General features: G+C 65.9%; 21 protein-coding genes. 11 read left to right on the forward strand and 10 right to left on the reverse strand.

Annotated features, from left to right (window positions below; all coding sequences use genetic code 11):
- Nucleotides 1-38 precede the first annotated feature (38 nt).
- The 4 genes from EAE28_RS21075 to EAE28_RS21090 all read left to right on the forward strand — a co-directional run bounded on the left by EAE28_RS21075 (nt 39) and on the right by EAE28_RS21090 (nt 3134).
- A complete protein-coding gene (locus tag EAE28_RS21075) occupies nt 39-569 on the forward strand; it encodes a sigma-70 family RNA polymerase sigma factor (RefSeq protein WP_127109989.1) in 531 nt (176 codons plus the stop codon).
- Nucleotides 566-1279: an anti-sigma factor gene (locus tag EAE28_RS21080; RefSeq protein ID WP_127109991.1), complete on the forward strand. Its 714-nt coding sequence runs from the start codon at nt 566-568 to the stop codon at nt 1277-1279. The genes EAE28_RS21075 and EAE28_RS21080 overlap by 4 nt, the downstream gene beginning before the upstream one ends.
- Before the next feature lie 151 nt (nt 1280-1430).
- Nucleotides 1431-2018: a 3'-5' exonuclease gene (locus tag EAE28_RS21085; protein WP_127109993.1), complete on the forward strand. Its 588-nt coding sequence runs from the start codon at nt 1431-1433 to the stop codon at nt 2016-2018.
- A 150-nt stretch (nt 2019-2168) separates the two neighbouring features.
- Nucleotides 2169-3134 carry an aldo/keto reductase gene (locus tag EAE28_RS21090; RefSeq protein WP_127109995.1) on the forward strand — a complete coding sequence of 322 codons (966 nt, stop codon included), beginning with the start codon at nt 2169-2171 and terminating at the stop codon, nt 3132-3134.
- A gap of 89 nt (nt 3135-3223) precedes the next feature.
- Here EAE28_RS21090 and EAE28_RS21095 read toward each other — a convergent pair whose 3' ends face one another.
- From EAE28_RS21095 to EAE28_RS21110, 4 genes are all read right to left on the reverse strand, one after another.
- On the reverse strand, nt 3224-3697 hold the full coding sequence (locus EAE28_RS21095) for an SRPBCC domain-containing protein (RefSeq protein ID WP_127109997.1): 474 nt from the start codon (nt 3695-3697) through the stop codon (nt 3224-3226).
- Nucleotides 3698-3937: 240 nt separating this feature from the next.
- The gene (locus tag EAE28_RS21100) at nt 3938-4666 is read right to left on the reverse strand and encodes an SDR family NAD(P)-dependent oxidoreductase (protein WP_127109999.1); all 729 of its coding nucleotides are present in this window, start codon (nt 4664-4666) and stop codon (nt 3938-3940) included.
- A 22-nt stretch (nt 4667-4688) separates the two neighbouring features.
- On the reverse strand, nt 4689-5009 hold the full coding sequence (locus EAE28_RS21105) for a putative quinol monooxygenase (RefSeq protein WP_127110001.1): 321 nt from the start codon (nt 5007-5009) through the stop codon (nt 4689-4691).
- Nucleotides 5006-5704: a GntR family transcriptional regulator gene (locus tag EAE28_RS21110; RefSeq protein ID WP_127110003.1), complete on the reverse strand. Its 699-nt coding sequence runs from the start codon at nt 5702-5704 to the stop codon at nt 5006-5008. Before EAE28_RS21110 ends, EAE28_RS21105 begins: the two co-directional genes overlap by 4 nt.
- 102 nt (nt 5705-5806) lie before the next feature.
- On the opposite strand from EAE28_RS21110, the gene EAE28_RS21115 reads away from it, so the two are divergent.
- The 7 genes from EAE28_RS21115 (at nt 5807) to EAE28_RS21145 (ending at nt 13661) form a co-directional block, all read left to right on the forward strand.
- Nucleotides 5807-6739, forward strand: coding sequence for a fumarylacetoacetate hydrolase family protein (locus EAE28_RS21115; RefSeq protein WP_127110005.1), 933 nt, complete (start codon nt 5807-5809; stop codon nt 6737-6739).
- A 36-nt stretch (nt 6740-6775) separates the two neighbouring features.
- Nucleotides 6776-7750 carry a TRAP transporter substrate-binding protein DctP gene (dctP, locus tag EAE28_RS21120; RefSeq protein ID WP_127110007.1) on the forward strand — a complete coding sequence of 325 codons (975 nt, stop codon included), beginning with the start codon at nt 6776-6778 and terminating at the stop codon, nt 7748-7750.
- Nucleotides 7751-7754: 4 nt separating this feature from the next.
- Nucleotides 7755-8294: a TRAP transporter small permease gene (locus EAE28_RS21125; protein WP_127110009.1), complete on the forward strand. Its 540-nt coding sequence runs from the start codon at nt 7755-7757 to the stop codon at nt 8292-8294.
- Complete coding sequence (locus EAE28_RS21130; RefSeq protein ID WP_127110011.1) at nt 8291-9580, forward strand: TRAP transporter large permease; 1290 nt, start codon at nt 8291-8293, stop codon at nt 9578-9580. Before EAE28_RS21125 ends, EAE28_RS21130 begins: the two co-directional genes overlap by 4 nt.
- A gap of 80 nt (nt 9581-9660) precedes the next feature.
- The gene (locus EAE28_RS21135; RefSeq protein WP_127110013.1) at nt 9661-10905 is read left to right on the forward strand and encodes an Hsp70 family protein; all 1245 of its coding nucleotides are present in this window, start codon (nt 9661-9663) and stop codon (nt 10903-10905) included.
- A gap of 68 nt (nt 10906-10973) precedes the next feature.
- The gene (locus EAE28_RS21140; RefSeq protein WP_127110015.1) at nt 10974-11426 is read left to right on the forward strand and encodes a tellurite resistance TerB family protein; all 453 of its coding nucleotides are present in this window, start codon (nt 10974-10976) and stop codon (nt 11424-11426) included.
- A 321-nt stretch (nt 11427-11747) separates the two neighbouring features.
- Nucleotides 11748-13661 (forward strand): HlyD family secretion protein, encoded by a 1914-nt coding sequence (locus tag EAE28_RS21145; RefSeq protein ID WP_127110017.1) that lies wholly within the window; start codon nt 11748-11750, stop codon nt 13659-13661.
- Between the two features lie 85 nt (nt 13662-13746).
- Here EAE28_RS21145 and murA read toward each other — a convergent pair whose 3' ends face one another.
- From murA to rimO, 6 genes are all read right to left on the reverse strand, one after another.
- Nucleotides 13747-15057: a UDP-N-acetylglucosamine 1-carboxyvinyltransferase gene (gene murA / locus EAE28_RS21150; protein ID WP_127110019.1), complete on the reverse strand. Its 1311-nt coding sequence runs from the start codon at nt 15055-15057 to the stop codon at nt 13747-13749.
- Nucleotides 15058-15132: 75 nt separating this feature from the next.
- Entirely contained in the window at nt 15133-15771 is a 639-nt protein-coding gene (gene hisH / locus EAE28_RS21155; protein WP_127110021.1) for an imidazole glycerol phosphate synthase subunit HisH, read from the reverse strand.
- A gap of 3 nt (nt 15772-15774) precedes the next feature.
- Nucleotides 15775-16362, reverse strand: a complete 588-nt coding sequence (gene hisB / locus EAE28_RS21160) for an imidazoleglycerol-phosphate dehydratase HisB (protein ID WP_127110023.1) — start codon at nt 16360-16362, stop codon at nt 15775-15777.
- 54 nt (nt 16363-16416) lie between these two features.
- Entirely contained in the window at nt 16417-16710 is a 294-nt protein-coding gene (locus tag EAE28_RS21165; RefSeq protein WP_127110025.1) for a DUF1330 domain-containing protein, read from the reverse strand.
- A 54-nt stretch (nt 16711-16764) separates the two neighbouring features.
- Nucleotides 16765-17187: a GNAT family N-acetyltransferase gene (locus tag EAE28_RS21170; protein WP_127110027.1), complete on the reverse strand. Its 423-nt coding sequence runs from the start codon at nt 17185-17187 to the stop codon at nt 16765-16767.
- Nucleotides 17188-17263: 76 nt separating this feature from the next.
- On the reverse strand, nt 17264-18637 hold the full coding sequence (gene rimO / locus EAE28_RS21175; protein WP_127110029.1) for a 30S ribosomal protein S12 methylthiotransferase RimO: 1374 nt from the start codon (nt 18635-18637) through the stop codon (nt 17264-17266).
- Between the last annotated feature and the right edge of the window lie 78 nt (nt 18638-18715).

The following is an 18715-nucleotide window of genomic DNA, read 5'->3' on the forward strand; positions in this document are numbered from 1 at the left end:
ACGCCGATGTGCCCTGCCGCAAGGGGACGTGCGACACTGTGACAGACCATGCCAGCTTGCTTCAGGCCTGTGCCTCGGGCGACCGATCCGCGCTGAAAACCCTGCTCGATGCCGAAGGCGGGCGCATGCTGGGCGTTGCCCGGCGCATGCTGCGCCGGCAGGATCTGGCTGAGGATGCGACGCAGGAAAGCTTTGTGCTGATCTGGCGGCGCGCGGGCCAGTACGATCCGCAGCGTGGCTCGGCAAGGGCCTGGATTTACACGATTTTGCGCAACCGCTGCCTGACTTTGCTACGCAACGCGGGCCGCGAGGAGCTGCTGGACCCGGCCGCGCTTGAGACCGCCTCGGACAGCGCGACGCTGGAAACCGCCTATCACCGGCTGGATCTGACCAACGATCTGCGCCAATGCCTTGAAACGCTTGAGCCCGATAAAAGAATGGCAATCCTGTCCTCATATGTGCTGGGCTACAGCCACGGCGAAATCGCCGGACGGATGGGGGCACCGCTGGGGTCAGTCAAAGCCTGGGTCCGGCGCGGGTTGCTGAAACTGCGGGAGTGCCTGTCATGAGCGAGCGCCCTCTCGACGAACGCATCGACGAACTGGTTGTGGGTCTGGCCGATGAGGCCGAGACGGAGGCGCTTGAGGCGCTGTGCGCGCGCGATCCCGCCGTGGCGGCGCGGGTCGAGCGTGCCCGGCTGCGCTATGGCGCGCTCGATGATACCGCCGACACGCTGGAGATCCCGGCGACGCTGTGGACCCGCATCGCGGGGGCGTTGGACGCGCCGGTCGAGACGGCTGCGCGCGTGCGCGAAAATGTCGTCGATCTGTCCACCGTCCGCCGTCAGGCGACGCGCTGGCGGGCGACGGCCCTGAGCGGCGTCGCCGCAGCACTGCTGCTGGCGGTGATGCTGGGCTGGGTGCTGATGGCCACGCCGCAACCCTCGGTCATCGCCGTGCTGCTCGACGCGGGCGGCGCACCCGTGGCGCTGGTTGAGGGCAGTGTCGACAACACCACGCGGGTCACACTGCTGGAACGCGCGCAGGTGCCCGATGACCGGGTGATGCAGGTCTGGACCAAGCCCGACGATGACGGCCCGCCGGTCTCGCTGGGTCTTCTTGCCGAAGGCAACTCGCGCACGCTGTCGCTGCCCGGCTTCCCGCCGCCGCATGCCAACCAGCTTTACGAGATCACCTACGAGCCGCTGGGCGGCTCGCCGACCAACCTGCCGACGGGGCCGATCCACGGCGTCGGACAGGCGCAGGCGCCGGTGTACTGACAGCAGGCTTCTGTGCAGCTGTCGGGGGGCAGGCTGAGTTCGCTGTGAGGCCCAAAGATTGCGGCGGGCGCTCTGATCCGGTTGGCGGCGGTGGCGTGTCTTGCGTTGCAGCGCAGCGATGTGGCATGTGCACGGCGCACGGGAGAGGCCGATGAACCACCAAACTGCTCCGGACCTGCCAAGCTTCGACGCCGGGCTGCGCTTTGTCGCGCTGGATGTCGAGACCGCGTGCAGCGACGCGGCCAGCATTTGTCAGATCGGTATTGCCTGCGTCGGGATGGATAATTCCATTCGCACCTGGACCACCTATGTGAACCCTCAGGTCGCCTTTTCGCCGTTCAATACCCAGCTTCACGGCATCGGGCCTGCGCATGTGCGGCATGCGCCCGGATTCGCCGAGACGGTGGCGCTGCTGGAGCCTTTGCTTGCAGGCCAGCCGGTCATCCAGCACAGCAGTTTCGACCGCCGCGCGATCCATGGTGCCTGCGCCGCTATTGGTCGCGCAGTGCCGCCGTGGCAATGGGGCGACAGCGTGCGCATCGCGCGGGTGGGCTGGCCCGAGTTCAAGGGCAATGGCGGGCACGGGCTGGCGCATCTCAAGCAGCGTCTGGGCCTCAGCTTTCGCCACCACGACGCGGGCGAAGATGCGCGGGCGGCGGCAGAAGTCGTGCTGTTGGCAGAAGAGCGTACGGGTCTGGGGTTCGACGCGCTGTTGGGCTGGGTGCGCACGGCGCGCTGAGCGCATCATCTCGGCGATCCGCCGCTCGATAGGCACCCGTCTGCCGAGCGGCCCGCCAAAGTGCCGTACCGGGATTGCCCCGAGCGGTCAAATCCGCTTTCTTGCCGACACCAGACTGGCCCTTCGCCGGTCAGCTGAGCAGGAGTCGTTATGCAGTATCGTCCTCTTGGGGCCTCGGGCCTTTCCGTCGCGCCGGTGGTTCTGGGCGGCAACGTGTTCGGCTGGTCGGCGGACGAGAGCGCCAGTTTCGCCGTGCTCGACGCCGCGGCCGATGCCGGGTTGAACGCCATCGACACGGCGGATGTCTATTCGCGCTGGGTGCCCGGCCATGCGGGGGGCGAAAGCGAGACGATGATCGGCCGCTGGCTCAAGGCGCGGCCCGGTGCGCGAGAAAAGATCGTGCTGATCACCAAGGTCGGCATGGATATGGGCACCGATCCGGCGGGCAAGCCTGCGGTGGGTCTGTCGGCGCGCTGGATCGAGCAGGGGGTCGAGGGCAGCCTGCGCCGTCTGGGTGTGGACACCATCGACCACTATTTCTCGCACCGGCCTGATGATGCCACCCCGCATGAGGAAACGCTGGCTGCCTATGACCGGCTGATCAAGGCGGGCAAGATCCGCTCGATCGGGGCATCGAATTTTTCGGCCGACCAGCTGGACGCCGCGCTCACGGTGGCCGACCGTGAAGGCCTGCCGCGCTACAGTTCGATCCAGCCCGAGTACAACCTCTATGACCGCTCGAAGCTGGAAGGGCGTCTCCTGACCCTGTGCCGGGCGCAGGGGCTGGGGGTGATCCCGTTCTATGGCTTGGCTTCGGGGTTCCTGTCAGGCCTCTATCGCACGCCGGCAGCGGCAGAAGGCAAGACGCGCAAGGGGCGGCTGGAAAGCTACATGACCCCGCGCGGGTTTCGTATTCTCGACGCGCTGGACGCGGTCGCCTCGCAACATGGCGCGAACCCGGCGCAAGTGGCCCTCGCCTGGGTCGCTGCGCAACCGGGCCTGACTGCGCCGATCGCTTCCGCTACGTCGGTGGAGCAGCTTAAGGATCTGGTAGCGGCTGCAACCCTGACGCTGACGCCCGAGGATCTGAAAATGCTTAACGCGGCCTCGTCATAAGGGTGTCGCAGCGCGCCCTTGATCTGGAGGCTCACACGCTCTTTGCGCTGGGCCTGTGGGTCACGGCGCTGCTGCTGGACTGAGCGGGCTCAGCGCTTGGACACGGCGGCGAAATCCGCCAGCCAATCCGCCCAGCGGTCCATGCCGATCATCACCGAGGCCATGATTTCGGCCCCGTCGCCGTGGCGGTCAAAGCCGTGGTGGGTCAGGGTGAGGGTCGCGCCGTCCTCATCTGCTACGATGCGCAGGTCGATCAGGCTGGCGCGGGCCGGGTCCGGTTCAGGCACCCAAGGGCTGACGCGGGCGTCCATCTGCCAGCTGAGGGACAGGTGTGAGGGACGCTCCGCCCGCAATACTTCGCCCCACAGCAGGGTCTCGCCCGCTCGCGTGACTTCGCCCCAGTTCCCCGCCTCCAGGTCGACGAACACCCGGTCGAGCGCCGCTTCGCCGCAAAAGCAATGCTCGCGCGGCCACCATTGGGCAAAGCCGGTGGTGAACAGGTCAAACGCGGCCTCGGGTGAGAGGGGAACGTGGACCGAGCGGGTGATGCTGCTTGCCGTCATAGCGTGTCTCTTTTCGTCTGGGGCCACCAATGGCGCAAGGTGTCGTCAAGTCTGTGCCGCGCCGTGAAGCCAACCTCGCGCTGTGCTGCGCTCTGGTCGCTGCGGGCAGGGCGCGGATGTCCGGGGCCGGGGGGCGGGTGTCGAACAGGGTGCAGGGCTGCCCGCGCGCCGACAACAGCCGCGCCGTCTGGCTGCCGATCAGCCCGGCGCCGTTGATCAGGACGGGGCCGGTCGCGGCGCTCAAATGCCCAGCCCGCCCAGAGACTTGCCGCCGTCAACGAACAGCGTCTGCCCGGTGACGAACCGCGCGGCGTCGCTGGCCAGCCAGACGATGGAAGCGGCGATCTCGGACGGATCGGCGGCGCGTCCGGCGGGTTCCAGTTTGCTCCAGGCGGTGAACATCTCGTCGGGGGCCGAGCGGGTCATCGGCGTGTCGGTAAAGCCGGGCGCGACCGAGTTCACGGTGATCCCGGTGCCGCGCGTTTCCATCGCCATGGCGCGGGTCAGCCCGACCACGGCAGCTTTTGAGGCGACGTAATGCGCGAACCGCGTGCCGCCCAGAGCGCCGCGAGAGGAGACGGTCACCACCCGACCCGAGCCGGACATGCGCGCGATGCCCTCTTGGGCAATGATGAAGGTGCCGATCAGGTTGACCTCCATCATGGTGCGGAAATCGTCTTCGGTCAGATCGGCCAGCGCGCGATCCCAGTACACACCCGCCGCCGTGACCACCACATCCACACGCCCCTCGGCCTCCATCGCCGCGCAGACGCTGGCGCGGTCGCAGACATCGCCAGCATGGCCGGTCACATCCAGTCCCTGTTCGCGTAACCGCGCAACCGAGGCGTCAAGCTGGGCCGCATTGCGGTCCATCAGAACGACGCGGCAGCCGTCAACGGCCAGAGCGCGCGCGCTGGCAAGGCCGATGCCCTGGCCCGCGCCCGTCACGAAAGCGGTGCGTTTGGTCATGGGGATTGCTCCGTTGTCGGGGTCAGTCGAGGGTTTCGGACACCACGTGGATGGTCTTGCCTTGGAAATCGGCCATCCCGGCCATGATCTGCGACCGCACGGCGGCGCGGGCAGGGCTGGCCAGTGCGACGTCCATCGCCGCCATGCTCTCGAAGCGCAGGTCAAACTGCATGTAGATCGCCGGCGAGCCTTCGTCCACCGTGGCGGTCTTGCGCAGCGTCACGTCCACAAGGCCGGGATACTGGCGGATCGCCTCCATCACCGCGCCGCGCATGCAGGCGTCAAATGCGGTTTCCTTGTCCGGCGCAACGGTGCCGATCAGCAGGGCAGAGCGGATGATCATGATGGTTTCCCCAAGGTTGGATCGTCGGTCAACAGGCGGGCCACGGCGGCTTCGGTGCGCGCGAGATGGTTGTGCATCAGGGCAATGGAGCGCTCGGGGTCGCGGTTGAGCGCGGCCTCCATGATGTCGCTGTGCTCGGCGTTCACATCGCGGACATCGGCGGCCAGATTGCGGTAATTGAGCAGGCGAAGCTTGCGATACCGTTCGGAATGATCGGCCAGATCACCCCAGATCCGCAGCATCCACGCGGAATCACACGCCGAGACCAGCGCGTGATGGAACCGGCGGTGCTTGCGCTCCCAGGCCGAGGCCGTCGCGCGGTCTTCGGGCGACGAGGGCAGATCGGCGCGGGCCAGCAGGTGCATGGCCGACAGCACCTGTGCCTCCCATTCCGAGGTGCCCTTGGCGATGGAGGCGCGCAGGCACAGCGCCTCGATCTCGCGGCGGGTGTGCATCAGGTCGCGGAATTCATCCAGCGTCGCCTCGCGCACGCGGGCGCCGCGATTGGCCTCGGTGATGACCAGCCCTTCGCTGGTCAGCCGCATCAGGGCTTCGCGCAACGGGGTCAGCCCGAACGCATAGCGCGCGTGCAGATCGGCGACTCGCAAACGCTCTCCAGGCTGCAGATCACCCTGCAGGATCTCATGGCGTAGGCGGTCATAGGCTGAGGTGAGGTCGGGTTCTGTGGTGAGCATATTTTATGTTGACTTACATATTTTATAAAATCTAACCTATTTCATGCAAAACAAGCCGTCAATCCCGGCGAATCCCTTTCTAACCAGAGCACGGATACAACCATGACCTCTTCGCCGATTCATTCCTGGGCCCTGGCGACCGTTGCGGGCGACAGCGGCCCGGTTGCCTGCCTTGAAACCAATGACGGCCTCTACCGGCTGGAACCCAGCCTTGCCCGCGCCGGACGCGCCGGGGTGAGCCGCGTGATCGACCTGTTCGACGATTGGGACGCAGCCCGGGGTGAGATCGACTCGGCCGTGGCCACGCTCGATCCGGCCGATTTGGTGCCCGCCGACGCAACCCGCCTGTCGCCGCTGCTTTACCCAGGCAAGGTGCTCTGCGCCGGGGCGAATTATTACCGCCACATGGCCGAGATGGGCTTTCCCGTCGACTCCAAGGAAAGCCAGCGCCTGTTCTTCTTCTTCAAACCGTCGCGCAACGCGGTGGTGGGCGAGGGGCCCACGGTCCATATGCCCCTCGACACCAAAGCCTTCGACTGGGAGGTCGAGCTGGCCATCGTCATCGGCAAGACCGCGCGCAACGTCACGCCCGAACAGGCGCTGTCGCATATCGCGGGTTATACCGTCGGCGTCGATTTCTGCGCCCGCGATCTGAACAAGGCACCCGAGCAGTTCTACAAGCTCGACTGGGTGGCGGGCAAAGCGCAGGAAAGCTGCTGCCCGCTGGGCCCGCGCTTTGTGCCCGCCGATGCGCTGCCCAATGCGCAAGACACCCGCCTGCGCCTGTCGGTCAACGATGTGGCCAAGCAGGACGACACCACCGCCGACATGATCTTCACCATCGCCGAGCAGATCGCCACGGCCTCGAAGATCATGACGCTGGACCCGGGCGACGTGCTGCTGACCGGCACACCGGCTGGGGTCGGCGCGGCCAAGCAGACCTTCCTGTCCATCGGTGACCGGGTCGAGGCCAGCATCGAGGGCATCGGCACGCTGATCAACACCATCCAACCCCCCAAAACAAGCGCCGCCTGAAGCGGCCATCCCCCTCATCCAACAGGAGTATTCCTTATGACGATCAAGTCCCTTCTTGCCGCCTCTGCGCTGGCGCTGGCCTTCGCGCTGCCCGCCGGAGCCCAGACGGTGCGTTTCTCGACCGCCGGTCCTGCCCCTGACTTCCTGCACCGCGGCATGGAGCTTTTCGCGCAACAGGTGGCCGACGCCAACGTCGGCCTGACTGTCGAAACCTATCCCGGCAGCTCGCTGTTCCGGCAGGGCACCGAGGTTCCCGCCATCCAGCGCGGCAACCTTGAAATGAGCACCATGGCCGCGCCCGAGATTTCGGCGCAGATCCCGGCCTGGGGCTTTCTGTCGCGCGCGTTCCTGTTTCGCGACTATGACCACATGATGGAAGTCATGAGCGGTCCGATCGGCCAGCAGATGATCGCCGATGTGGCCGAGCAGATGGACATCGAGATCCTTGCCGTCGCCTATCTGGGCACGCGTCAGGTCAACCTTGCCACGGCGCGCGATGTGACCGGGCCGGACGATCTGGCCGGGGTGAAGCTGCGCATGCCCGCCACGCCCGAATGGCTGCTGCTGGGCGAGAGCCTTGGCGTCGAACCGACGCCGATGGCGATGCCCGAGGTTTACGTGGCGTTGCAGACCGGCGGGATCGACGGGCAGGAAAACCCGCTGACCATCATGAACGCCGCGCGGTTCTATGAGGTGACCGAGCAAGTCGTGCTGACCTCGCATATGGTGCAGCCGGTGTTCTACGCGATCTCGCGCCCGTTCTTCACCGCGCTGACCGAAGAGCAGCAGCAGGTTCTGCGCGACGCGGCGCAGGCCGGGGCCAGCTGGAACAACGAGCACCGTCTGGCGGATGAGATGTCCGTGGCCGAGCGTCTGGTGTCCGAGAATGGTCTGCGCGTCGATCACATCGACCTTGCCCCATTCTATGCCCGTGCCGATGAGGTCTATGCCGCCTCGGATCTGGCGCAGGAATGGAACCAGGATCTGATGTCCCAGATCATGGGGCACTGAGCCCATGCGTCGCGGGGTTGCCCCTCTCTGGTTGCGCCGTGCGATCACCCTCGGCCATCGTCTCTTCGAGACGGTGGCCACACTGGCCTTCGGCGTGATGGCGTTGCTTTTCGCCTATACGATCATCATGCGCTATGGCGTGGGCACGCCCTCGCGCTGGTCGGACGAGCTGATCGTCATCCTGTTTCTGTGGGTGGTGTTCGGCGCCTCGGCGCTGGTGGTGCCGGTACGCGAGCACATCGCGGTCGGGCTGGTCGTCGACAACCTCTCGCCGCGTCTTGGCCGGTGGCTGGTGGCGCTGGGCGGGATCACGGCCGGGCTGATCCTGCTGGCGGCCTTGCCGGTGACGCTGGACTACATCGGCTTTCTGTGGCGCGAACGCACCCCGGCGATGCGCTGGCCACTCAGCCGCGTCTATCTGATCTTTGGACTTTTTCAGGGGATGATGGGCCTGCGCCTGATCCTTGAGGCCCTGCTGCCCTTCGTGCAGCCCGATCCTTCCCAATCCTCCGATCCTTCCCAATCCACGGAACGCCCGACATGACCACGCCGTTTCTGATCCTGCTGGCCGTTCTGGTCGTCCTGTCCCTACTGCGCGTGCCGATCGCCGTGTCGATGATCTGCGCCGGGTTTGCCTATCTGTTTGCCGGGGACCGCGATCTGGGGCTGGTGTCCGACCAGATCATGAACTCGCTGTTCAATTCCTACGTGCTGCTGGCCGTGCCGATGTTCATTCTGGCCGCCAATGTGATGAACGCAGGGACGATTTCGGAACGCCTGTGGCGGGCCGCCGATGCGGTCGTGGGACGCACGCGCGGCGGGCTGGGGCATGTGAACGTCACGGTCAGCATGATCTTTGCCTCGATGTCGGGCAGTGCGGTGGCCGATGCCGCCGGGCCGGGGATGATGTCGATCCGCATGATGCGGCAGGTTGGCGGCTATCCGGGCGGGCTGGCGGTGGCGATCACCGCGGCCTCAGCCGTCATCGCGCCGATCATTCCGCCGTCGATCCCGATGGTGCTTTATGCGCTCAACACCAACACCTCGGTCGGGGCGCTGTTTCTGGGTGGGGTGGTGCCGGGGATCCTGATGGGGCTGGCTCTGATGGCGACAATCGCGATCATCGCGCCACGGATGAACCTGCCCGCGTCCCCCGGCCAATCGCGCGCCGCGACGATGAAGGCGCTGGCCGGGGCGATCTTGCCGATGACCTTGCCTGCCGTGCTGCTGGGCGGGATCTGGTCGGGTGTCTTCACCCCGACCGAGGCGGCGGCAGTTGCTGCGCTTTGGGCTGTGTTTCTGGGCGTCACCGTTTACCGCGCGCTCAATCTGCGCGGCATCTGGGAGGTGCTGCGCCGCTCGATGCAGGATTCGGTGATCGTCATGCTGCTGATCGCCGGGGCCTTCCTGATCAACTACGCCGTGACCGCCGAGCGTCTGGACCAGAGCCTCGCCGCGCTGGTCAACAACGCGGGCCTGTCTCGCTGGGCGTTTCTGGCGCTGATCAACGTGATCTTCCTGCTGCTGGGCTGCTTTTTCGACACCGGCACGCTGATCCTTGTCGTCGTGCCGATGCTGTTCCCGACCGTGGTGGCGCTGGGCATCGACCCCGTGCATTTCGGGGTGATGATCACCATCAACATCATGATCGGGCTGGTCACGCCGCCCTTTGGCTTGCTGCTGTTCGTGCTGGGCGGGCTGTCCGAGACGGGCATCGGCGAGACGGTGCGTTACCTGTGGCCGTTCCTGATCGCGCTGGTGATCTGCCTGATCATCGTGACCTATGCCCCGATTGTGACCTTGTTCCTGCCCTCGCTCTTCGGGTTCTGAGAAAGGGCGCGGCTCTTGGCTTGCAGGCCGGGCGGGAAGCGGATAGGCCCGGCCCCTCTTTGCCCCCCAAGGACGAGCCAATGCCCGCTGCCACCCTCGCCGTCGACTTCGGCACCTCGAACTCGGCTGCCGCGTTTCTGGACGCCGGACAGCTGCGCCGCCTGCCGATCGAGCCGGGCAACGAGACCCTGCCAACGGCGGTGTTTTTCCCCGCCGGTTCGGGCGCGATGCGCATTGGCACGGCGGCGGGCGAGGCGCTGATCGCAGGCGACGAGGGACGCTATATGCGGGCGCTGAAAAGCGTGCTGGGCACAGATCTGCTGCACGAGCCGCGCCTGATCGGCGGCAAACGCCAGACCCTTGCCGACATCGTCACGGCATTTCTGGTCGTGGTGAAAGAGCGGGCCGAGGCGGCAGCGGGGTGCCCCTTCACCGCTGTTCTGTCGGGCCGCCCGGTGCATTTCCACTCGGCCGATCCCGCGCGCGACGCCCGCGCCGAGGCCGATCTGCGCGGCTGTTACCGTGCCGCCGGGTTCGAACAAATCGACTTCCTGTTCGAACCCGAAGCCGCCGCCCGCGCCAGTCTGGGACAGGGGGCCGAGGGCGAGCTGGGCCTGATCGTCGACATTGGCGGCGGTACGTCGGATTTCTCGGTTTTTCAGGGGGATGCGGGACAAATGCGCATCCTTGCCAGCCACGGTATCCGGCTGGGCGGCACCGATTTCGACCAGGCGGTGTCGATGTCCCACGCGATGCCGCTGCTGGGGCGTGGCGGTCAGCTGACCCGCACCTTTGGCGAAGGGCTGCTGCCGGTGCCCAACGCGATCTACGGCGATCTGTCCACCTGGGCGCAGATCCCCTTCGTTTACACCCAAGACACCCGCCGCGCGGTCAAGGACATGGTGCGCCACGCGGTCGAACCCAAGGTGATGGCGCGGCTTGAGACGGTGATCGACGAGCAGCTGGGCCACGAGCTGGCCTTCGCCGTCGAGGCGGGCAAGATCGCCGCGAACGGCGGCAGCGATGCGGGTATCAAGATGGGCTTTATCGAGCCGCGCCTGACCGCGCCGATCTCTGCTGCCTCGCTGGACGCGGCCCTCAGCGACGCCCGCAAACGTCTGCGCGTCGCGATGCAGGAAACCTTGGTCGAGGCAGGCGTGCAGGCGGATCAGATCGGCGCGGTGGTGCTGGTCGGCGGTTCCAGCCTGATGCAGCTGGTCGCCGATGAGGCCCGCGCGCTGTGTCCGGGCGCTGCCTTGCGGCGGTCTGAGGCCTTCACGGCGGTCGTCGACGGTCTGGCACTGGCCACTGCCGAGGCCCGGTAAACGCAAATCACGCGCGCTTGTTGCGCAACGGGTTGCCCTGCGCCGGGCGAGGAGGCACATAGAAACCCATGATCGACGTGTTCAAATCCCTCTTTCGTCCCGACGCGACCCCCCGCACCGAGGTGTCGCCGCAGATCGCTGTGGCTGCTCTGCTTGTTGATGCCGCGCGCGCCGATGGGGTCTATGCCCCCGACGAGAGCGACGCCGTCGCTGCGCTGCTGGCGGCGATCTTTTCGCTGACCCCGGCCGAGGCCCGCGCGCTGCGGGCTCAAGGCGAGGTCGCGCAGGGTGATGCGCCCGATATCGTGCGCTTCACCCGTGTGATCAAATTCGCACTGGAAGAAGACCAGCGCATCCAGCTGATCGAGGCGCTGTGGAGCGTGGTTCTGGTCGATCACCAACGCGACCCGAATGAGGATGCGCTGCTGCGTCGGCTGCCGCCGCTGATCGCGGTGTCAGACCACGACAGCGCGGCGGCGCGCCACCGGGTTCTGGCACGGCACACCGCCGAAGGAAGCTGAAAGACGGCTTGGAATCGGTCCGTCCGTCGGGACACTTGTGCCGCATTTTCGGTGCCAGATCCGGGGCAATCCGGGCGGTCACGGCGCCTATCTCGCGCTTCTGTGAACACTCTGGCCCTCTGAGCGGCCCATTCCGCGCCTATGTCGCCACTTTGACGCAATTTGGCCGCGTTCTCAGGCGACCTATTAACCATTAACAATTTGGGGGCCGGTGTTCCGGTCGCCGTGACAGAAGAAAGTTGCCAGCGCGCAACGGGCAAAGGCCAGAATCGTCTGCGGTGAGCGGGCGCCTGCCAGCCGTCGCGTGCGGGGAAGGGCGCCATGAACGACGATTCCTTCGATCCCGAGATGCATCTGTCGTTGGCCGCCGAGGCTAACGGCGGCGCGCGCAAGAAAGCCGCCGCGATGCCGCCGCTGGTGCAACCGCCGGTCTATGCGCGCACGCGCGGGGCGGCGCCGGTGATCGCGGCAGGCCAGACGCGGGCACCGCAAGCGCCTGCCGCCCCGCAGGCGCCCGCAGCCACAGACCCCGATGTGCGCGTACCCGAGTCTCTGCGCCGCGCTTTGATCGCCCAGCAGTCCCGTGCGCCCGAATCGCCCTATCAGCCGGAACAGGCCCCCTTGCGCGAAGAGCCGCAGGCTGCCGCCCGGCAGGCCCCTTTGCGCCGGGTGTCGGGCGAGCCGCGCCTGACAGCATCGCTGCCGCAACAGACGGGGACGGTCGAGCCGCTGTTTCGTCACAGCTCGGCCCAGGTCGCTCAGCAGTATCAGCAGGCAACCGCGCAAAGTTATCGGGATGAGCCGCACTACGCCGATGGTGCGCAGCCCGCGCCGCGTCTGGCGGCTGTTGCATCCGGCTGGCAAGCCGCCGAGCATGTCCCGCCTTACGTACAGTCCGACGAAACCCCCGAAGCGCAGGCTTGGGACGATGAGGCATTTGCCGATGCCCAAAGCGCGCCGAATCCACGGCAGATGACCGATGCGCCGCAGCGAGCACCGCAAGAGCCGGTACGCCCGCTGCAGCGTGAACCGATGGCGGTGCAGTGGCAAGGCTACGAGGTTGAGGCCTGGGACTGGAATGCCAACGGTTTCGTGCTGGTCACGCCCTTTCCCTATTCGGTCGATCCCGGTCGCACCGTCGCAGTGACGCTGTTGATCGGGCAGGGCATTGCCCGGCTGTCGATGTCCGTTCAGGCGATGTGCGATCCGGTAGAGCCGACGCTGTTCACCTTTGTCGGCCTGAGCCGCGCGCATGTGCAGTTGCTGCAACGCATCAGTGCGCATGAGGGACCCAGTCTGGCACTGATGCTGGCCGAACCCGAGCGGTCTTACGCCGAACTCCCGAAATCCGCACCCAAAGCGCCCCAAGCGCCCCAAGCCGCCCAACCGGCTGCCGCGCAGCCTCCGGCCGCCGGGGCGGTCGCCGCACCACCGCGCGAGCGCGGTTATCGACCCAGCCTGCGGTTGCTCTTTGCCTTGGCGATCCTTGGCGGGGGTGGGGCGCTTTATTGGGACAGCCAGTCCACGATCACGTCACGCTACGGTGCCGTGACGAGCACCGCGACGGAGCTGAGCGTACCCTCCGCCGGAACGCTCGCGCAACTGACCCTGCGTGAGGGGCAGGCGGTCACCACGGGTGAGATTCTGGGCTACGTCCGGCCCCGCAGCTATGTCGAGGCCGAGCCGACGCGCCTGATTACCCTGTCCTCAGAGCTGTTTGGCACTGATGCTGCCGTCGCCAGCGCGTTGGCGGGTGATGATGGCGCAGCGGCAACAAACGCGCTGCCGGAATTGCCGCCGAGCGATCTGGCCGCGCGCGCTGATCCGGGGCAGGCGATCGTGTCGCCTTGCGACTGCGTCGTGCAGCAGGTCTCGCAGCAAAACGGCGCGTGGATCGAGCCGGGGGATCAACTGGCGTTGCTGGTTGGCAACGAGGCCCCCACGGTTCATGCGTTGATCCTTGCGACCACTGCGCGTGACGTGGATCTGGGCGACCGGGCGACCCTTCGTCTGGGCGATGACACAACCATGAACGGCTCTGTCACCCGGATCAGTCCCGATGCGCAATGGCCCGGCTATGCCGGTCTTCCTGCCACGGTTTTCGCTGCCGAGCGCTATGCCCGGATCGAGGTCATGCCGGACGCGCCGCTTACCGCCCCGGTCGGGGCGGATGCGCAAGTCTCGGTGCGGACCAGCGCGTTCTTGGGTTGGGTTCACGCACAGATCGGCCTGTAAGCGCCTGATCCTGTGCGAAAGAGGAAAAGCGGGGGGTGGTTGGCCCCCCGCTTTTTTTATGTCTGACGTTACCTGTCGCGTTGCCTCAGGCCCGCGCTGGCACCCGCGTGATCCTGGCACCCATCGCATTGAGCCGCTCGTCGATACGCTCATAGCCGCGCTCGATCTGCTGGGCGTTGTTGATGGTCGAGGTGCCCTCGGCGCACATCGCCGCGATCAGCATCGCCATGCCCGCGCGAATGTCCGGGCTTTCCAGCCGCGAACCGCGCATGTTCGACGGACCGGCGACAATCGCGCGGTGCGGGTCGCACAAAACAATCCGCGCGCCCATGGCGATCAGCTTGTCGACAAAGAACATCCGGCTTTCAAACATCTTCTCGAACATCATCACCACGCCTTCGCATTGCGTGGCGGTGACGATGGCAATCGACATCGTATCGGCGGGGAAGGCGGGCCAGGGCTGGTCCGAGATCGTCGGGATATGTCCGCCGAAATCGGCCTGCACGCGCATTTCCTGATCGGCGGGGATGAACAGATCGTCCCCTTGCACCTGACAGCGGATGCCCAGCCGCTCGAATCCCATCAGCGTCGAGCGCAGATGCTCGACACCAGCGTTCTTGATGGTCATTTCCGATTTGGTCACCGCGGCGAGGCCGATCAGCGAGCCGACTTCGATATGGTCGGGGCCGATGCGATGCGTGCAGCCACTCAGCTTTTTGCCGCCGTGGATGGTCATCGTGTTGGTGCCGATGCCCTCGATCTGCGCGCCCATGGCGTTCAGGAACAGCGCCAGATCCTGCACATGCGGTTCCGAGGCGCAGTTGCGCAGATAGGTCGTGCCCTCGGCATAGACAGCGGCACAGAGCGCGTTTTCGGTCGCGGTGACGGACGGTTCGTCCAGAAACACATCCGCGCCGCGCAACTGCTTGGCTTTGAAGGAATAATGCCCATTCGTCTTGATCTCGGCACCCAGCTGTTCGAGCGCCAGAAAATGCGTGTCCACGCGGCGGCGGCCGATCACGTCGCCGCCCGGCGGTGGCAAAATGACCTCGCCACAGCGCGCCAGCATCGGCCCGGCCAGCAGGATCGAGGCACGCACGCGGGCGCACAGATCGGGGTCCAGATCGGCGGGGCGCAGGTTGGCCGCGCGGATTTCCAGATGGTTGCGGCCCAGCCATGTCGCCTCGGCCCCGACGGACTGGATCAACTCGACCAGCACCTCGATGTCGCGGATACGCGGGACGTTGGTCAGCTCCACCCGCTGATCGGTCAACAACGCTGCCGCCACGATGGGCAGCGCTGCGTTCTTGTTGCCCGAGGGCTCGATCGTGCCCGACAGCCGGTGGCCGCCTTCGACGATATACTGGATGCGCTCGTGCGGTTGTGCCTGTGCCATGCTGCCTATGCCCTCGTGTTTTGCCCCAGACCTAGCAAATCCGGGCGCTCACGGAAACCGACTTTCCGGTGAGCCTCAGGGCTTCCAGCGCAGGAAATTGCCAATCAGGCGAAGCCCCGCCGACTGGCTCTTCTCAGGGTGGAACTGCGTGCCCAGAATGTTGTCGCGCCCGACAATCGCGGTGACCTGCCCGCCATAGTCGACATGCGCCAGCAGATGCGCCGGATCGGCGACCGCAAAGCGGTAGGAGTGCACGAAATAGGCGTGATCGCCGGTGGCGATGCCGTCGAGCACCGCATGCGGGCGGTCCAGCACCATATCGTTCCAGCCCATATGCGGCACTTTCATGCCGGGCTTATCGGGCGTGATACGCACCACGTCGCCGCCGATCCAGTCCAGCCCCGGTGTCTCGGAATATTCCAGGCCTCGCGTCGCCAGCAGTTGCATGCCGACGCATATGCCCAGAAATGGGCGTCCTTTTGTGATCACAGCCTCGGTCAGCGCCTCGGTCATACCTGTGACGGCATCCAGTTCGCGCCGACAGGCCGGGAACGCGCCGTCACCGGGCAGCACAATGCGGTCAGCGCGCAGCACGTCCTCGGGCCGCGCGGTGACGATCACCTCGCCGCCATCCACCTCACGCGCCATCCGCTCGAACGCCTTTTGCGCCGAGTGCAGGTTGCCGCTCTCATAATCCACCAGAACCGTCAGCATGGGTTACAGCGTGCCCTTGGTCGAAGGCACGGCGTCGGCCTTGCGCGGGTCGATCTCGCAGGCGTCGCGCAGGGCGCGGGCGACGGCTTTGAAGGTGGCCTCGGCGATGTGGTGGCTGTTGAAGCCGTGCACCTGATCCAGATGCAGCGTGATGCCGCCATGGGTGCTGAGCGCCTGAAAGAACTCGCGCACCAGCTCTGTATCGAAAGTGCCGATCTTCTGCGTCGGGATGTCGACGTTCCACACCAGAAACGGGCGGCCCGACAGGTCCAGCGCACAGCGTACCTGCGCGTCGTCCATCGCCAGACTGCATTCACCATAGCGCCGGATGCCGCGCTTGTCGGCCAGCGCCTTGGCCAGTGCCTGACCGATGGCGATGCCGGTATCCTCGACCGTGTGGTGGTCGTCGATGTGCAGATCGCCATCGGCCTGCACAGTCATGTCAAACAGCGCGTGGCGCGCCAACTGGTCGAGCATATGGTCGAAAAAGCCCACCCCCGTCTGGTTGTCGTACTGGCCAGAGCCATCCAGAGTGAGCGTGACCTTGATTTCGGTCTCGGCGGTCTTGCGGGAAATGGTCGCGCTGCGCATGGGCTTTATCCGTCGCTGGAACGGCGCCGGTATAGGCCGGGGCGCGGGGCTTGGCTAGCCCTCATACCCCTCAACGATCACCAGATCCGCCGTTGAAATCGGATCGCGGATCGCCTTGGCCGCTTGATACTCGGGCGAGTCGAAACAGGCCGTTGCCGTGGCCAGATCCGCGAACTCGATCACCACGGTCCGCGCGCGGCTCTGCCCTTCACGCACGATCTGCGGCGCACCCCGCACGATGAAGCGCGCGCCGTATTTCGCGAAGGCCACGGCATTGGCCTCGCGGTATTTGGCATAGATGTCGGGGTCGGTGACATCGACATGGGCGATCCAATAGGCCTTGGGCATGGGAGTCCTCCGTGATTTTGCGGCAGACTGGCTTTGTCACGGCGGAGGTGCAAGTCAGAACTTGAGGCGCAGCCTTGGACCGGGATCAATGCTCTCGAACCTCAGTGCTGCGTAAAAGTCCCGCGCTTTTGCGTTGTCGGGGTGGGTGCCCAGACTGAGATAGCGCGCGCCGTGCGCCTTGGCGTGGTCGACAGCAGCCTGCACCAGTGCCTTGCCCAAACCGGTGCCGCGCTGATGGGGCTGGACGAAGAGATGATGCATCTCCATGCCGCGCACGCCCCAATGCAGTTGCGCGGTGGGGTAGAGGGCGGTGTAACCCGCCTCGGCCAGCAGCACGGTCACAAAGGCGTCCGGCCCGAACAGATCGCGCTCCAGCGCCTCGCGGGTGCAGGCCTCAGGGTCACCGTGATGCGCCGAGAGCGCGTGAACCATCGGCAAAAGGCGGTCGAGGTCTTCTGGCGTTGCGGCGTGGATCATGGGTGTCTCCGGTCTGACGCCATGGATGGAGCGGTTAATGGCCAGACATTTGGGCGGATCTCCCGCGTTTTGTCACTTACTCAACAATCCGGCCCCAGAGATCATAGTCCGATGCCTCTTCCACTTCCACATTGACGATATCGCCGGGGGCGAGGCCTTCGAACCCTTCGTCAATGAAGAGGTTGCCGTCGATCTCGGGCGCATCGGCCTGTGTGCGGCAGGTCGCGCCCTCGTCGTCGACCTCGTCCACGATCACAGGCAGCACCCGGCCGACCTTGGCCTCCAGCTTGGCCTCGGAAATCGCCTGAGCTTTCTCCATGAAGCGGTCCCAGCGTTCCTGCTTGACCTCGGCGGGCACGTGATCGGGCAGCGCGTTCGAGCGCGCGCCCTTGACGTCCTCGTACTGAAAGCAGCCTACCCGGTCGAGCTGCGCTTCGTCCATCCAGTCAAGCAGTGTCTGGAATTCTTCTTCCGTTTCACCGGGATAGCCGACGATGAAGGTCGAGCGCAGGGTGATGTCCGGGCAATCGGCACGCCAGCGGGCGATCTCGTCCAGCGTCTTGGCCGCCGCCGCCGGTCGCGCCATGCGCTTCAGGGTCTCGGGGTGGGCGTGCTGGAACGGGATGTCCAGATAGGGCAGCACCAAGCCTTCGGCCATCAGCGGGATCAGGTCGCGCACATGCGGATAGGGATAGACGTAATGCAAACGGACCCAGGCGCCCAGCGATCCCAGATCACGCGCCAGATCGGTGATATGCGCCCGGTGTCCGCGATCTTCGGCGTGCTTGATATCGACGCCGTAAGCCGAGGTGTCCTGACTGATCACCAGCAGTTCCTTGACGCCTGCTGCCACCAGCTTTTCCGCCTCACGGATCACCGCATGCGCCGGACGGCTGACCAGACGGCCACGCATGTCGGGGATGATGCAGAACTTGCACTTGTGGTTACAGCCCTCGGAAATCTTAAGATAGCTGAAATGTCTTGGAGTCAGACTGACCCCGCTGGCCGGCAGCAGGTCGATGAACGGATCGGGCGACGGCGGCACGGCATCGTGCACGGCGTCCAAAACCTGCTCGTATTGATGCGGGCCGGTGACGGCCATCACCTTGGGATGCGCGCCGGTGATGTACTCGGGCTCGGCGCCCAGACAGCCGGTGACGATCACCTTGCCGTTCTCGCGCAGGGCCTCGCCGATGGCATCAAGGCTCTCGGCCTTGGCGCTGTCCAGAAAACCGCAGGTGTTGACGATGACCGCATCCGCGCCCTGATAATCGGGGCTGATCGCATAGCCTTCGGCCCGCAGCCGGGTCAGGATGCGCTCGGAATCGACCAGCGCCTTGGGGCAGCCAAGGCTGACCATGCCGATGGTGGGCTGGCCTGCGCGCGGCGCGTCCTTGATCAGGGCACGCGGGGCAAGGTCGGGGCGGAGGCTGGGCGGGTTCTGACTCATAAACGCCCTATACGCCGCCGACCGCGCGCCGCAAAGCCCCCATCATCTGTCGCTAAGTATCCACGGGGGGTTTCCTAA

Source organism: Pararhodobacter zhoushanensis, assembly GCF_003990445.1.
Lineage (GTDB): Bacteria > Pseudomonadota > Alphaproteobacteria > Rhodobacterales > Rhodobacteraceae > Pararhodobacter > Pararhodobacter zhoushanensis.

What these genes read in the sequence shown, in the direction of transcription:
- rimO (WP_127110029.1), bottom strand. Translation starts at nt 18,637, where the DNA reads ATGAGTCAGAACCCGCCCAGCCTCCGCCCCGACCTTGCCCCGCGTGCC.
- EAE28_RS21100 (WP_127109999.1), bottom strand. Translation starts at nt 4,666, where the DNA reads ATGACCAAACGCACCGCTTTCGTGACGGGCGCGGGCCAGGGCATCGGC.
- dctP (WP_127110007.1), top strand. Translation starts at nt 6,776, where the DNA reads ATGACGATCAAGTCCCTTCTTGCCGCCTCTGCGCTGGCGCTGGCCTTC.
- EAE28_RS21110 (WP_127110003.1), bottom strand. Translation starts at nt 5,704, where the DNA reads ATGCTCACCACAGAACCCGACCTCACCTCAGCCTATGACCGCCTACGC.
- EAE28_RS21085 (WP_127109993.1), top strand. Translation starts at nt 1,431, where the DNA reads ATGAACCACCAAACTGCTCCGGACCTGCCAAGCTTCGACGCCGGGCTG.
- EAE28_RS21130 (WP_127110011.1), top strand. Translation starts at nt 8,291, where the DNA reads ATGACCACGCCGTTTCTGATCCTGCTGGCCGTTCTGGTCGTCCTGTCC.
- EAE28_RS21135 (WP_127110013.1), top strand. Translation starts at nt 9,661, where the DNA reads ATGCCCGCTGCCACCCTCGCCGTCGACTTCGGCACCTCGAACTCGGCT.
- EAE28_RS21145 (WP_127110017.1), top strand. Translation starts at nt 11,748, where the DNA reads ATGAACGACGATTCCTTCGATCCCGAGATGCATCTGTCGTTGGCCGCC.
- EAE28_RS21105 (WP_127110001.1), bottom strand. Translation starts at nt 5,009, where the DNA reads ATGATCATCCGCTCTGCCCTGCTGATCGGCACCGTTGCGCCGGACAAG.
- EAE28_RS21115 (WP_127110005.1), top strand. Translation starts at nt 5,807, where the DNA reads ATGACCTCTTCGCCGATTCATTCCTGGGCCCTGGCGACCGTTGCGGGC.
- hisH (WP_127110021.1), bottom strand. Translation starts at nt 15,771, where the DNA reads ATGCTGACGGTTCTGGTGGATTATGAGAGCGGCAACCTGCACTCGGCG.
- EAE28_RS21165 (WP_127110025.1), bottom strand. Translation starts at nt 16,710, where the DNA reads ATGCCCAAGGCCTATTGGATCGCCCATGTCGATGTCACCGACCCCGAC.
- EAE28_RS21140 (WP_127110015.1), top strand. Translation starts at nt 10,974, where the DNA reads ATGATCGACGTGTTCAAATCCCTCTTTCGTCCCGACGCGACCCCCCGC.
- EAE28_RS21170 (WP_127110027.1), bottom strand. Translation starts at nt 17,187, where the DNA reads ATGATCCACGCCGCAACGCCAGAAGACCTCGACCGCCTTTTGCCGATG.
- murA (WP_127110019.1), bottom strand. Translation starts at nt 15,057, where the DNA reads ATGGCACAGGCACAACCGCACGAGCGCATCCAGTATATCGTCGAAGGC.
- EAE28_RS21095 (WP_127109997.1), bottom strand. Translation starts at nt 3,697, where the DNA reads ATGACGGCAAGCAGCATCACCCGCTCGGTCCACGTTCCCCTCTCACCC.
- EAE28_RS21125 (WP_127110009.1), top strand. Translation starts at nt 7,755, where the DNA reads ATGCGTCGCGGGGTTGCCCCTCTCTGGTTGCGCCGTGCGATCACCCTC.
- hisB (WP_127110023.1), bottom strand. Translation starts at nt 16,362, where the DNA reads ATGCGCAGCGCGACCATTTCCCGCAAGACCGCCGAGACCGAAATCAAG.
- EAE28_RS21080 (WP_127109991.1), top strand. Translation starts at nt 566, where the DNA reads ATGAGCGAGCGCCCTCTCGACGAACGCATCGACGAACTGGTTGTGGGT.
- EAE28_RS21090 (WP_127109995.1), top strand. Translation starts at nt 2,169, where the DNA reads ATGCAGTATCGTCCTCTTGGGGCCTCGGGCCTTTCCGTCGCGCCGGTG.